The sequence below is a fragment of the Tumebacillus avium genome (assembly GCF_002162355.1).
Taxonomy (GTDB): domain Bacteria; phylum Bacillota; class Bacilli; order Tumebacillales; family Tumebacillaceae; genus Tumebacillus_A; species Tumebacillus_A avium.
This window is the reverse complement of record NZ_CP021434.1, coordinates 410405-424712: the sequence shown is the minus strand read 5'-3', so window position 1 is coordinate 424712 and position 14308 is coordinate 410405. Positions and strand designations below refer to the sequence as shown.

Genomic DNA, 14308 nt, shown 5'->3' with positions numbered 1-14308 from the left:
GGATCTCGATATATGCAACAGTTCAAAGATAGCATGCTGAAACTGATCATCGAAACTTCGACCAACCTGCCGTCCGACGTCCGCAAAGCGGTCATGAAGGCGCGCCTGGAAGAGGAACTGGGCAACCGTTCCTCGCTGGCGCTGGACACGATCGCGGAAAACATCGTCATGGCGCAGGAAGAAGAGCAGCCGATCTGCCAGGATACCGGCATGCCGACGTTCCACATTCACGTGCCGGTGGGCGCGAATCAGATCATCATGAAGCAGCAGATCAAAGAAGCGATGATCGAGGCGACCAAGATGGGCAAACTCCGCCCGAACTCGGTCGACTCGCTGACCGGTGAGAACTCCGGCAACAACCTCGGCCCGGGCACTCCGGTGATCCACTTCGAACAGTGGGAACGAGATGATATCGAAGTACAGCTGATCCTCAAAGGCGGCGGCTGCGAGAACAAAAACATCCAATACGCGCTGCCGACCGAACTGGAAGGCCTCGGCAAGGCCGGCCGCGATCTCGACGGCATCCGCAAGTGCATCCTGCACGCGGTGTACCAGGCGCAAGGCCAAGGCTGCTCCGCAGGCTTCATCGGCGTCGGCATCGGCGGCGACCGCACGTCCGGCTACACGCTGGCGAAAGACCAATTGTTCCGCCGCACCGATGATGTGAACCCGAACCCGGACCTCGCGAAGCTGGAAGACTACATCATGGAGACGGCGAACCACCTCGGCGTCGGCACGATGGGCTTTGGCGGCAAAGTGTCCCTGCTCGGCTGCAAGGTCGGCGTGATGAACCGTCTCCCGGCTTCCTTCTACGTCTCTGTCGCGTACAACTGTTGGGCGTTCCGTCGCCTCGGCGTCGTGCTCGATGCGGATACGGGCGCGATCAAGGATTGGCAGTTCAAAGAAGTGGTCGACCCGATCGACCTGTCCAAGAAAGAGGCGGCAGCAGGCACCGGCGATGAAGGCACCCGCACCGTCGTGCTGCAAGCTCCGATCACCGAAGAGCAAGTGCGCGATCTGAAAGTCGGCGATGTTGTAATCATCAATGGTGAGATGCACACCGGCCGTGACGCGTTCCACAAATACATGATTGAGCTGGAGCACACCTCCCCGGTCGACCTGAACGGCGGCGTCATCTACCACTGCGGCCCGGTTATGCTGCAGGATGACAGCGGCGAATGGCACGTCAAAGCGGCCGGCCCGACCACGTCCTCCCGCGAGGAGCCGTACCAGGCGGACATCATCAAGAAGTTTGGCCTGCGTGCCGTCATCGGCAAAGGCGGCATGGGTCCGAAGACCTTGAAAGGCCTGCAGGAGCACGGCGCGGTCTACCTGAACGCGATCGGCGGCGCGGCGCAGTACTACGCGCGCTGCGTGAAAAAAGTCAAAGGCGTCGACCTGATGGAGTTCGGCGTGCCGGAAGCGATGTGGCACCTCGAAGTCGAAGGTTTCGCAGCGATCGTCACCATGGACTCCCACGGTAACTCCCTGCATGCCGACATCGATACCCACTCCCTGAACAAACTCTCCGATTTTGCAGAGAAAGTGTTCTAAGAGCAAAAATACCTTCTCCCAATGGGAGAAGGTATTTTTCATTGATAAGGTCGAAGCAGAAAGCGTTTGCCTACTCCGCCATCGTGGCCGTCACGATAAGTCTGCATCACGTAGACATCAAAGAGATACCCGGCTTGCTTGTCATATGCATACCCAGTCCCTGTGTACAATACGGGTTCAAAGTGGTGCATCTTATAATCCGCTTGTAACGTATAGTAGTGATGTTTACCATGCGGGTCCAAGTCGGTCAAGCGCGGCGTACCGTTGACCTGCATATAGGCAAAAGGCGTTTTCGGAGCCAGGCCTTTGATCACGTCGGGTGTGAACACTTTTGACAGATCTTCAAAATCCAATTCGCTGTTTAGGCTCAGGTTGTTTGTGTCCCGATAGGTGACCCGGTACAAATTAGAGCCTTTAGAACGATGAATCTGGGCGTTCACATGCCCGCCTTGTGCATTTGGCTGTGATAAGAGGTCTACATAGAGATCACGAACAGTGCCGTCAGGCAGGTAGGAGAGTCTGACATCCCGCACATAATAGCGCGCCGGAGGCAGTTGGGCTAAGATGTTGTGCACGTCCTGATCAAGATAGGTTTCACCGAGGTTCTGCACAGTGGCGAACACTTCTGCTTCGTGCTCGCTGAACGCCGGGAAAAAGATAAAGAACCCGGCCACCAACAGACCAATCATGAATAAAAATTTCCAAAAAGCTGCAGGGTCTTTCATACACTCCCTCCTCTTGGTTATAATGGTAGCAGAAAAAGGAGGGCGTGCGTAGATGAACAAACCTAATTTTTTCCAAAATGTATCCGGCATGTTTCGGGACAAGTACACTCCGCTGCGGGACAAACTGCTGATCATTGGCGGTGCGGTCTATCTGATCTCGCCGATCGACCTGATCCCTGATTTTCTGTTCATCGTAGGTTACACCGACGATTTTGCCTGCTTGGTCGGTACTGGCACGCTGTTTTACAAGACATACAACCGCTACATGAAACGCAACCGCATCGTCGGCTAAACACGTCCGAGTTGCAGGTTGCATATCTTGACGCTATAATAAAAGGAAATATAAGGTCAGTGATGAGGAGAGTATCCATCTGCGGAACGCCAGCGAGTCAGGGAGGGTGGAAGCCTGACAGGGAAGCATGTGGAGAAGCGCACCTCGGAGACGCCGCCTGAACGTGATCGATCGTAGGGCGCGCCGGGTCTGCCCGTTACAGCAGACGCATAAGTTGGCTCGTGCAGGACACGGGCAACAAGAGTGGCACCGCGGGAGCAACGCTCTCGTCTCTTTTTCCTTGAAAAGAGACGAGAGCTTTTTTATTTGCTTGGACTATTCTGATAAATAAAGGTGGATGAAATCAATGCCCTACAAACATACGATTGCAACACAGCTTGCGAACATCGTCAATCTCGATCTGGAAGCTGTAGCTAAAATGCTCGAAACCCCGAAAGACCCCAAGATGGGCGACCTCGCGTTCCCATGCTTCCAACTGGCGAAAACGCTGCGCAAAGCCCCGCCGGTGATCGCGGCTGAAGTGGCGGAACAGCTCGCTCCGGCGCTGAAAGAAGCTGGTGTGCCGGTCGCAAACGTGCAAGTGGTCGGCGCGTACATCAACTTCTTCCTCGACCAGCAGGCGGTGGCGGGCGACGTGATCGCAGCGGTCCTGACCCAAAAGGAACAGTACGGACACAGCTCCCTCGGCGGCGGTGCAAACGTGACGATCGACCTGTCTTCGCCAAACATCGCGAAACCGTTTTCGATGGGACATTTGCGTTCCACAGTCATCGGGAACGCGCTGGCGAATATATTGGAAAAGCTGGGCTATAACCCGGTGCGCATCAACCACTTGGGCGACTGGGGCACCCAGTTCGGGAAACTGATCGTCGCCTACAAAAAGTGGGGCAGCGAAGAAGCGGTGCGCGCGAACCCGATCCCGGAACTGCTCCGCCTCTACGTCAAGTTTCATGACGAAGCGAAAGAGCATCCGGAGCTGGAAGATCAAGGCCGCGAATGGTTCAAAAAGCTCGAAGACGGCGACGAGGAAGCGGCACAGCTCTGGCAGTGGTTCCGCGACGAGTCTTTGAAAGAATTTAACAAGACCTATGAACTGATGGGGATCAAATTCGACTCCCTGCACGGTGAAGCGTTCTACAACGACAAGATGGACCGCGTCGTCAAAGAGCTGGAGGAAAAAGGCCTGCTCGTGGAAGACGAAGGGGCGATGGTCGTCAAGCTCGACGAGTACGACATGCCGCCGTGCCTGATCAAGAAGTCGGACGGCGCGACGCTGTATGCCACCCGTGACCTGGCAGCGGCGCTCTACCGCCAGGACAGCTATCAGTTCGCCAAAGCTCTTTATGTGGTTGGCGGCGAGCAGCGTCTGCACTTCAAACAAGTGTTCAAAGTGCTGGAGAAGATGGGCTATGACTTTGCTAAAGAGATGCACCACATCCCGTTTGGCATGATGCTCAAAGACGGCAAAAAGATGTCGACCCGTAAAGGCAAAGTCATCCTGCTCGACGAAGTGCTGCAAAACGCCATCGATGACGTGAAGAAAGTCATCGCCGAGAAGAACCCGACTTTGGAAAATGCCAACAAGGTAGCCGAGCAGGTTGGCGTTGGCGCGATCATCTTCCACGACTTGAAGAACTTCCGCCTGAACGACATCAACTTCTCGCTGGAAGAGATGCTGACCTTTGAAGGCGAGACCGGCCCGTACGTGCAATACACGCATGCGCGCGCCAACTCGATCCTGCGCAAGGCAGGCTATGTGGAAAACGCCGGCGTCACCTTGCCGGAAGGGGCATTGGAAGGTCCGGAAGCGTGGGCGGTGGTCACGCTGCTCTTGAACTTCCCGAACATCATTCAACGCGCAGGCGAAGACTTCGACCCGTCGGCGCTTGGCAAGTACATCATCGACCTCGCCCAGGCGTTCAACAAGTTCTACGCGAACGTCCGCGTGCTGGCCGAAGATGAAGCGGTGAAACAGGCACGCCTGCAACTGGTCGCGGCGACGGCAACCGTGCTCAAGGAAGGCTTGCGTCTGCTGGGGCTGGAAGCGCCGGCGGAAATGTAGACTTTTAAAATATGGAAACCGCGTTCATCCGTTGTATACGAAATTTAGAATAACAAAGGAGTTCGTGTAAAATATGCCGAATGTCTTTTAATGCGGGGGCTTTATAGAGAGCACGTTCCCCGCTTCTGGGAGGGATTCGATGGACTTCTTAATACCCGGTGTGCAATGGGCGATTGCGGTTGTGTGTTTGATGGCAGCTGCGTATTTTTTCAATAGAGCACGGACGTTTGCAAAACAGGGCGGGGCGCAGCAGGAAGGGGCTTTGCTCCAGGCCCGCTACCATTATGTGATCGAGGCGGACCCGCGGGCGATCCTGCTGTTCCAGCCTGATCTGACGCTGGTCGAGATCAACCAAAAGGGACGCGACTGGCTGAAAGGGACGCAAGCGGAACTGCAAGGCGTGTCGATGCTGGAAGTGCTGGGGCGTTTGCAGCCGGAACTTCCGCAGGATTTGCTGGACAAGATCATGCAGCGGGGCGCGATCGAGCTGAAAGTTGGCGAGCGCATCCTGAGCGATTTTGAATGGTCGGAGCTGTATGACGAAGAGGGCGGACGCGTGGGTGGCGTCTTGTGTTTCCGCGATGTGACGGAGGAGAAGAAGTTCCAGCGCGAGATCATCCAGTCGGAGAAACTCGCCGTGGTCGGCCAGTTGGCCGCTGCGATGGCGCATGAGATTCGCAATCCGCTGACATCGATCAAAGGGTTCCTGCAGCTCTTGCACCGGTTGAAGACGATGGAGCAGGAAGGCGAGATCAAGGAATATACGCGAATCATGGTCGAGGAGGTCGACCGGATGGAGAAGATCATCCGCGACTTCCTGTTGATGACCAAGCCAAGCGATGTGATCCGCGAGACGATCTCGCTGGATACGGTGATCGAGCGGGTGCTGGTGCTGGTGCAGAACCAGGCGATCCTGCGCAACATCCAAGTGAACACGGAGCTGAGTGAGCTGCCGCCGGTGCTGATGCACAAGGAAGCGATCCAGCAGGTCGTGCTCAACCTGATGCAAAATGCGTTAGAAGCGATGAACGTCGGCGGAACGCTGACCGTCCGCACAGAAGAGGAAGACAAGTATGTCATGCTGCAGGTGATCGACACCGGCATCGGCATGACCGACGAAGAGATCCAGAACCTCGGCAGTCCGTTCTACTCCACCAAAACGGAAGGCACGGGGCTTGGTCTCACCGTCTCCTCGAAGATCATCAAAGAGCACCGCGGCCAGCTCGACGTGCAATCGGAAAAAGGCGTCGGGACGACGATTACAATACGTCTGCCGAAATAACGAAACAAGAAAACCTTTCCTGGTCACAGGGAAGGTTTTTTTATGGTTTTTTATAAAAATGCTAAAAAATTAGAAAAAAGAGGAAATTGGAGAGTTCGGCAGGATACTCGCTTTCTTTCTCTAAATTACTGAATTTCAAGGTGCTGTCATTTTGATTTTATTTAATAAGGTGAATACAATAAGTGTATAGATTGATTGTATGCTTCTGATTCATCGTGAATGGAGAGTTGAAGAATGAGTCAAAAACGAATGATGCTTTCGGGGTTCTTGTTGGCGGCTTTGTGTATCGGAACTGCAGGTTGCTCGGAACCGGTGGTGCCCGACAAGCAAATGCCGGCACCTGATCAGCCAACTGACACGAAGGAAGACATCTTGGCTGAAAAGCCAACGGCTCTGCCAGTCGATGAGTTGTACTCGGCCGATTATGTTTCCGCCTTGGTTCAACAAGCGGAGAAGATGGCGGCGGCGCTGAACCAGTCTGATTTTCCAACCGAATTGACCAACGTTCATGGCCGGATGAAGCAAGAACTGACCACCGCCCATGAAAAAATGGAAGCAGGCGCGTTGACGCAGGCGGTCGTGACCGCAACCAATGCCCAAACGTATGCATTTGGCATGCAGAAGTACCTGGACTTCCGGGCATCTGCTGAACAGACCAAGCAACAGACAACCGCATTGCTGGCAGAACTGGAACAGGACCTCAACCGTCAAAAAACACAAGTTGAGCAGTTGGACAGGTCTGCTTCCGACTATGCGACGTTCGCCTTGCTGACCGTTTTGGAAAAGCAGTTGGGCGGAAGTCTGCTGCAGGATACGCGCGCGTCTTGGGACAAGGCGCTGCAGGAAGAGGATGCGCATCAGATCTTCACCACCTTTATGAATCTCGGCAATCTGCAGTACCAGCGGGACCGGGTCGATCTGCTGCTGAAGCAGGCGCAACCCGCGAAGCCGGGCACAGGCGACGTGCGAAACGAAGTCGGAGCTTGGCTGGAGCGCGAGATTCCAGCTTTGCAGGCGAAGGCGGAGCAAAAGGTCGCCGCTTATCCGGGCGACGTGCATCAAGGCTACCGCGCTGCGCATAACGCCGTCTCGCAAGCGGAGTACGCCTTGCAGGAATTGAAGCTCGGACACACCGCCTATGCGCTGGAACTCTATCTGTCGGCACAAGCGGATTATGGTACCGCAGAACAGCTCGAACGGGTCGGAACGCAAGCCAGCAACCAGCAGGAGATCCCGCTTACCGAACTGGCAGAACTAAGACGCGAAGTCCTCGCTGCTTTTGAAAAGACGACAGCGTTTGTGAAGCAGGAAACAGCCGGGGGCAGCGATTATGCATGGTACCTGTCGAAGCTGTATGATGCGAACGCGCAGATCGTTTTTGCAGACAAAGTCGTGGAGACGAAAGTGCTGACGGCGGCGGCTCCGGACAAGGTGGATGTGGGGCAGGCCTATCAGATGCTGGTGGCTGCGCAAGCGATCTGCCAACTGATTGAAAGCCATGTGCAGACAGGGATCGACCTTGAGCAAGGTAACTTGGAATCAAACACATAAATCAATCTTGAACTCGGAGGGCCGTTACGGTCAGCAACTAAGCACATCGCGTGTTTTTGATTCCAAGTACACAAAAAAGGTTGGGGAGCGATCCCCAACCTTCTTGTATTGTACGTTTGTTTTCTACGCTTGTTGTTACGCTTGTACAAATTGAGTGACGAAGTAGTTCGGAGTAAGCTTCTCGCCGGTCGCTTTTTCGATCTTGTCGTTCCAGGACCAGCGTGCGCCGGGCTTGAAGAACTTGGTGGTCAGCCACTCGCCGATGCGGGTGTCGCCGACGATGGAGGAGACGCCGAGGTCGCGCTGGATGGAAGCTTGCAGCTGCGAAGCGGTCAGCTCGCCCAGCATGTAGTTCTGGTAGTAGACCGGTACGACAGCGAGGTGGATCTTCGACGCCCAATCGGGGAGATGGCGGTCTTCCGGACGGGTGACGAGCTGGAAGCGCTCCACATAGTCCCACCACAGCGTGTTCAGATCTTGATCCGGGTTCTTGTACATATCGCGCTCAAAATGCGTCATGACCAGGTTCCAGCGCACGAAGATCAGCATGTTATAGGTCAACTGCTTGGCAAACATCGCTTCCAGCGCTTTGGCCTCTTCTGCCGGCACGCCTGCGATCTCAATCAGGAAGTCCGAATTCTTGGTCAGACGGCCAAACAGCATCGCGATCGCTTCGGTGGTCAGCGTGTGCGCCGCATCGCGCAGCACGTACGGCAGGCTCGGATCGTTGTAGTAGTCATAGACCGCATGGCCCGCTTCGTGCAGCATCGTGGACATCCAGTAGTCGTTGTTGCGCACGTTGCACAGCATCCGGGTATCGCCTTCGCGGTCGATGTTTGTGCAGTACGCGTGCTGGTATTTGCCTTCGCGCTCATACAGGTCGGAGTTGTCGATGATCTTCTGCATATCGGTCAGGCCCACGCTGTCAAAATACGCCTTGGTCAGCGCCACCACATCGTGTCCTTCGAAGTACTTGTCCAGATCAACGTCATTCGTGACCGGCACCTCTTGGAAGAACGGGTCGGAATAATGCCACGGACGCATCTGCGACGGATCGATGCCATAGCGCTGCGACAGTTCCGCATCCAGCTCCTGCTTCATCTCCGCAAACGGAGCCAACGTCTGGCGCTCCAGATCGCCGAGCAGGTTGAACAGTTCGGTCTCGTCCAGCTCCTGCAGGGTCAGGTTCATCGTGTAGAAGTTGTCATAGCCGAGCTTCTTCGCCACGCCATTGCGGAAACGCACCACTTCCAGCACTTTGTCAGCGACAGCCGCGCCGATTTGCTTGGAGCCTTCCCACGCTTCTTGGCGCTTCGCATTGTCGTTCTCTTGGCGCAAGATGTCGCTGACTTCGTTGTCCGACTTTTTCTCGCCGCCGATCGTGGCGCGGAAGGTGTTGAAGATCCCTTCGACTTCCGTTTCCATCGCGACGAGCTTCTCGATGTCGGCATCGTCCATCTGCTGCTGCTCGTATTGGTTGTACAGCACGAGGAGCTGACGGGCGAGCAGCGGGTCGGTCACGCCGCCGCTTGTTTTCAAACCTTTCAGTTCCGCGAAGTCTTCGCGGTTGGCGAGCAGCTTCATATGTTCCGCTTTGATCGCGCTGTAGCGTGCTTCGGCATCCGCATCGCCTTTTGTTGTCGCATCCCAGTACGCGAGGTTGGAGTCGATCGTCAGCTGGCGGTATTTCGGAATCACACGATCAAGAAAATTTTGCATTTCGGTATTCAATGTATATCCCCCTCTATATAATTAGAATCTGTAGAAGTGATATCCTATTGTACCACGATTTTTCAGGGAATTTTCAGGAAAAAAGGAGGGGACGGCAAGGTGTTCGATCCCACGATTTACGATAATTTGAAAGTGGTCTTTGAAGGGGCGCTGTACGACCTCGACCGCGCCGGACGCATCCTGATCACAGGGCGCGACGATCTGGTCAACCTCGCCACGATGTCGCGCTCCTTTGTGATGCAGGTGGAGAAGCCGGAAAACGCGACCTGTGTGGCGAAAATGGAACTGTCCTCCACCTTGGTCGATTTTGCCTCGGAACTGAGACGCATGCGGCTGGCCGATGAAGTGCCGGGCTCGCTGTTGACCTTATCGTTCGAACTGCCGGAGCGGATGGTGCCGCAAAGTCCGGCGCTCGATGAGCATTTTCAAGCGGTGTGGGGTGAGGTGGCCGACGTGGTGCATGAGCGCCTGTCGCCGTTCGAACCCAACCCGGAGCAGCGCAAGCGGGAAGAAACGCCCGACGGGATGTACCGCATCACGTTGTATTTTAAAGGCAAGATCGATGAAGACAACATCGAGGACGTCGTGCCGCTCTTGGAGCACTTTATCACCTCTTTGGAAACGATTGAAGACGTGGGGAACTCGCGATAGGCGGGTTCTTTTTTTATTCTGTATTTAACGACCCGGTCAGATGTCTGACCTCCTGTTTATATAAATTACGTCAATAATTTCTTAATGATATTTCACCGAACCTGATATATAATAAATCTTGGTTCGAAAACCTTTACCGTAGATGGAGGCTGTTCCTAAATGAAACTGAATCGTTCTTTCCTGATCACCGCAACTGCTGCTGCACTTGCACTGACTCTGTTCACCGGCGTAGAAACTGCGCAGCCGAACACAGCACAGGCGGCGGGCAAGACTGTCATGTTTGACAACTCGCACTGCAACACCTGCGGCAACGCAGACTGGGTGATCAACGGCGCGTACTCCGACTTTGCGCAGGCGCTGCGCAGCGCGGGTTACAACGTCGTGGAGAACAAAAGCCCGATCACTTCCACGATCCTGACCGGCGTGGACGTACTGATTCTGCCGGAGCCCAACACGAACTTCACATCCACTGAAAAAACGGCGATCAACAATTTTGTGCTGTCCAGCGGCAAAGGTCTCTACGTGATTGCAGACCATGCCAACTCCGACCGCAACAGCGATGGCTGGGACTCGGTTGAGATCTTCAATGGCTATACCTTGGGCAACTACTCGTCGACCACCGAATGGGTCGGCGCGAAATTTGGCTTCCGCGTGAAAGAAGTTGATGTGACGCAAGAGCCGATCACCGACATTCGCACACACGCGATCACCACCGGCGTCACTTCGATCGCAGCTTGGAACGGCGCAACCTTTACCATCACGAACTCCACCTCCGCAAAAGGCGTCGCTTACTTGACTAACAACACCTCTCCGTACGTTGTCGCTTCGCAGCTGCCGTCCGGCGGCCGCGTCTCGGCGATCGGCGACTCCTCGCCGTACAACGACGGGTCTGGTTATACTTCGGTGGCCAGCTACAACTCCTGGCCGCAATACAGCATCTCCAAGCTCGCGGTAAACACCGTGAAGTGGCTGGCGAAAGACCTGTAAGAGCTCCACACACCAACATTCTGGGAGGCACTCTAACATGAAAATGAATAAAGTCTTTAGCGCAACCATGCTGGCAACCGTTCTGGTCACGTCGGCAGCACTTCCGATCGGCAGCAACACGGCAAATGCCGCGAGCAACATCGTAATCAATGAAGTGATGTGGAACCAGACCAGCGGCGGCGAATGGGTTGAGCTGTTCAACCCGACGTCTTCCGCGATCGACGTCTCCGGGCTCCTGCTTTCCGACAACGAAGGCTACGACACCGGGGAAGGCGAATACTGGATTCCGTCCGGCACCACGATCCCGGCGGGCGGGTATTTGACGATCGGCGCTTCCACCTCTGCAGCAACTCTGAAATGGACGACAAGCGGTCCGGCGCTGTCCAACTCCGGCGACGGCGTGCACCTGGTGCGCGACAGCAACCATGACGGCAAATGGTCTTCTGCAGACAAGATCGACGGCTTCGAATTCACCTCCGCTTGGGGCGGCAATGGCAACGGCTACTCGCTGGAGCGAAAATCGGCAGACGGCACTTCGACGTCGCAAGCGACTTGGGGCCAATCGACGGTGCTTGGCGGCACCCCGAAAGCGAAAAACTCGATCAGCACCGACGGCGACACGGGCGGCGGCGACGGTGGCGGCACGACGCCTCCGCCGACCACGACCGACAAAGTTGTGCTGTTTGACAACGCGCACTGCAACACCTGCGGCAATGCAGACTGGGTGATCAACGGCGCCTACTCCGATTTTGCCACGGCGCTGCGCAATGCGGGCTACACCGTGCGCGAAAACACTTCGTCGATCACGTCGACCGTGCTGACCGGCGTGGACGTGCTGGTGCTGCCGGAGCCGAACACCAACTTCTCCTCGTCGGAGAAGACGGCGATCAACGACTTTGTTTTGAACAAAGGCAAAGGCCTGTATATCATCTCTGACCACATCATCTCCGACCGCAACAACGACGGCTGGGATTCGGTGGAGATCTTCAATGGCTATCTGCAAGGCCAGTACAGCTCGACCAACGAGTGGATCGGCAAATCGTTTGGCTTCCGCGTCAACGAAAATGACATCACGCAAGAGCCGATGACCGACGTGCGCCCGCACGCGATCACCTCCGGCGTATCGGGCGTGGCGGCATGGAACGGCGCGACGTTTACGATCACCAACTCCGCGTATGCGCAAGGCCTCGTCTACCTGACCAACACGGCGGCAGGCCCGTACGTGGTGGCATCGCAAGTGCCGTCCGGCGGCCGCGTCTCGGCGATCGGCGACTCCTCGCCGTTCAACGACGGCTCCGGTCTGACTTCGGTAGCCAACTACAACTCCTGGCCGCAATATGGCCACGCTAAGCTCGCGGTGAACACTGTGAAGTGGCTGGCGAAAGACCTGTAAAAATTGAGGAGCCCCTGCTTGGTGCAGGGGTTCTTTTTTTAGGAAAAGGAATCACAGTTTTCGACGCGAATTGGTCATCATAGAGAGGGATAGAAGCAAAGGAGAGAATCAGAACATGAGCAGATTCAAAGATCAGGTAGCGGTCATCACCGGGGCGTCGAACGGGATCGGAGCGGCGAGCGCGATTGCGCTGGCACGGGAAGGTTTTCAAGTGGCGCTGGGCGCACGCAACACGGAGAAGCTCGCCGATGTGGCGCAGGCGATCGAAGCGGAGAGCGGTGTGAAGCCGTTTATGATGGAACTGGATGTGCGTAAGGAAGCGGACGTGAAAGCATTTGTCTCGGCCGTGGCGGAGAAGTTCGGCCGCATCGACGTTCTGCTGAACAACGCGGGCCTCGCGAAAGGCGTGACGCCGGTGATCGAGGAAGAAGATGCGGAGAACTGGGATCAGATGATCGACACCAACGTCAAAGGCCTGCTGCTGATGACCCGCGAGACCGTTCCGCATATGATCAAAGGCGGCAACGGCCATGTGATCAACCTCGGCTCGATCGCCGGGCGTGAAGCGTATGCAGGCGGCGCGGTGTACTGCGCGACGAAATTTGCGGTGCGCGCGATCACCGATGCTTTGCGCCAAGAACTGCTCGGCCAACCGGTGCGCGTGACGACCGTCGACCCGGGCCTCGTCAACACCGGCTTCTCGGTGGTGCGCCTCGGCGATCAGGAGAAAGCGGATGCGGTCTACGCCGGTCTGACCCCGTTGGTGGCCGAAGACATCGCCGACTGCGTGGTGTTTGCGGCGACTCGTCCGAAGCACGTGAACATCGACGCGATCATCGTCAAACCGACCGATCAGGCGGGTGCAGGCAAGGTAGCACGACGCTAAGGTTTGTGGTAAATTAAGAATAGTAGAATTTTGTCGTATTATGAAGATGATTTAGGAACGTAAAAAGGGGAGACTCTTATGCGCCATGTGCCGATTGATATGGTGCAGCCCGGCAACGTGCTCGCAAGATCGATCTACACAGCTGACGGACGTCCGCTTTTGAATAAAGACGTGCAGCTGACGGTGGGAATGCTCAGCACCTTGCGCCGCCTCGGCGTGACGATGATGTACATACAGGATAAGCGTTTCCAGGATGTCGTGGTCGAAGAGGTCGTGTCGGAAGAGACGAGGCGCGAGGCGCTCGGCAATCTGGCCGTTGCCGTGCAATGCATTCAGGGCGGCAAAGAATTCGATACGAAAGTGATGTCGCAGACCACCAGCGGAATCATCGACGAACTGATCAAGAACAAAAATGTCCTCGTCAACTTGAGCGACATTCGCACGGTGGACAATCGTTTGTTTGTGCATTCGCTCAACGTCTGCATCCTGTCGCTGGTCGTCGGCATCAACATGCGCTTCAACCGCAATCAGCTGGCCGATTTAGCGATCGGCGCACTGTTTCACGACATCGGCAAGGTCGAAGCGCCGGAGTCGGTGAAGAAATCGGAAGAAGCGGACCTGCCCAATGGCTTGTCACAAGATGAGAAGCACACATGGCGGGGCTATAAGCGCCTGCGCAAGAAAAATGACATCTCGATCGTGGCGGCGCACTGTGCGCTGCAGCATCACGAGAGTCTGGACGGGACGGGCTATCCGCGCGGTCTGAAGGACGACGAGATTCATCAGTTTGCGAAGATCGTCGCTGTCGCCAACGAGTATGACAAGCTGATCTCCGGCGATGAAGACCGCATGCCGATGTTGCCGCACGAAGCGACCGAATTGCTGATGAGCCTCGCCGGGAAGAAATTTGACCGTGAAGTGGTGATTCAGTTCCTGCGCGCCGTGGCGGTGTTCCCAACCGGAATGTCGGTGCGTCTCGACACCGGCCAGGTCGGCGTCGTCGTCGGCCAGCACAAAGGGCTGCCGACGCGCCCTGTCGTCCGCGTGTTTACGAAAGAGGACGGCGAATGGGAATCCCACAACGTCAAAGAAGTCGATTTGGCGCAGGAGACGACCGTTTTTATTAAAAAGGTATTGCAGGAATAATTGCCTACGTATGGAATACGATGGAAGCAGTTGGAAAGGCCACCGGTA

General features: G+C 55.8%; 12 protein-coding genes and 1 other annotated feature. Of the genes, 10 read left to right on the top strand and 2 right to left on the bottom strand.

Features of this window, described 5'->3' with window-relative positions:
• Positions 1 to 12: 12 nt before the first annotated feature.
• Positions 13 to 1554: a fumarate hydratase gene (locus tag CBW65_RS02185; protein ID WP_087455393.1), complete on the top strand. Its 1542-nt coding sequence runs from the start codon at positions 13 to 15 to the stop codon at positions 1552 to 1554.
• A 38-nt stretch (positions 1555 to 1592) separates the two neighbouring features.
• Here CBW65_RS02185 and CBW65_RS02180 read toward each other — a convergent pair whose 3' ends face one another.
• Positions 1593 to 2279 (bottom strand): hypothetical protein, encoded by a 687-nt coding sequence (locus CBW65_RS02180; protein WP_087455392.1) that lies wholly within the window; start codon positions 2277 to 2279, stop codon positions 1593 to 1595.
• A gap of 52 nt (positions 2280 to 2331) precedes the next feature.
• Here CBW65_RS02180 and CBW65_RS02175 point away from each other — a divergent pair, with 52 nt between their 5' ends.
• The 4 genes from CBW65_RS02175 (at position 2332) to CBW65_RS02160 (ending at position 7466) form a co-directional block, all read left to right on the top strand.
• Positions 2332 to 2571 carry a YkvA family protein gene (locus CBW65_RS02175; RefSeq protein ID WP_087455391.1) on the top strand — a complete coding sequence of 80 codons (240 nt, stop codon included), beginning with the start codon at positions 2332 to 2334 and terminating at the stop codon, positions 2569 to 2571.
• Between the two features lie 50 nt (positions 2572 to 2621).
• Positions 2622 to 2848: a binding site (T-box leader), on the top strand.
• A gap of 69 nt (positions 2849 to 2917) precedes the next feature.
• Complete coding sequence (gene argS, locus CBW65_RS02170) at positions 2918 to 4633, top strand: arginine--tRNA ligase (protein ID WP_087455390.1); 1716 nt, start codon at positions 2918 to 2920, stop codon at positions 4631 to 4633.
• A 139-nt stretch (positions 4634 to 4772) separates the two neighbouring features.
• Complete coding sequence (locus CBW65_RS02165; protein ID WP_087455389.1) at positions 4773 to 5915, top strand: two-component system sensor histidine kinase NtrB; 1143 nt, start codon at positions 4773 to 4775, stop codon at positions 5913 to 5915.
• A gap of 372 nt (positions 5916 to 6287) precedes the next feature.
• On the top strand, positions 6288 to 7466 hold the full coding sequence (locus tag CBW65_RS02160) for a hypothetical protein (protein WP_157721722.1): 1179 nt from the start codon (positions 6288 to 6290) through the stop codon (positions 7464 to 7466).
• Between the two features lie 135 nt (positions 7467 to 7601).
• Here the strand turns inward: CBW65_RS02160 and CBW65_RS02155 are convergent, their stop codons facing one another.
• Complete coding sequence (locus CBW65_RS02155) at positions 7602 to 9197, bottom strand: M2 family metallopeptidase (RefSeq protein WP_087455387.1); 1596 nt, start codon at positions 9195 to 9197, stop codon at positions 7602 to 7604.
• Between the two features lie 99 nt (positions 9198 to 9296).
• On the opposite strand from CBW65_RS02155, the gene CBW65_RS02150 reads away from it, so the two are divergent.
• From CBW65_RS02150 to CBW65_RS02130, 5 genes are all read left to right on the top strand, one after another.
• Complete coding sequence (locus tag CBW65_RS02150) at positions 9297 to 9848, top strand: hypothetical protein (RefSeq protein ID WP_087455386.1); 552 nt, start codon at positions 9297 to 9299, stop codon at positions 9846 to 9848.
• Positions 9849 to 10007: 159 nt separating this feature from the next.
• Positions 10008 to 10835, top strand: coding sequence for a motility-associated ABC transporter substrate-binding family protein (locus CBW65_RS02145; protein WP_087455385.1), 828 nt, complete (start codon positions 10008 to 10010; stop codon positions 10833 to 10835).
• 37 nt (positions 10836 to 10872) lie between these two features.
• On the top strand, positions 10873 to 12228 hold the full coding sequence (locus CBW65_RS02140; protein WP_087455384.1) for a lamin tail domain-containing protein: 1356 nt from the start codon (positions 10873 to 10875) through the stop codon (positions 12226 to 12228).
• Between the two features lie 115 nt (positions 12229 to 12343).
• Positions 12344 to 13114: an SDR family NAD(P)-dependent oxidoreductase gene (locus CBW65_RS02135; RefSeq protein ID WP_087455383.1), complete on the top strand. Its 771-nt coding sequence runs from the start codon at positions 12344 to 12346 to the stop codon at positions 13112 to 13114.
• A gap of 78 nt (positions 13115 to 13192) precedes the next feature.
• Complete coding sequence (locus CBW65_RS02130; RefSeq protein ID WP_087455382.1) at positions 13193 to 14260, top strand: HD-GYP domain-containing protein; 1068 nt, start codon at positions 13193 to 13195, stop codon at positions 14258 to 14260.
• Positions 14261 to 14308: the final 48 nt, after the last annotated feature.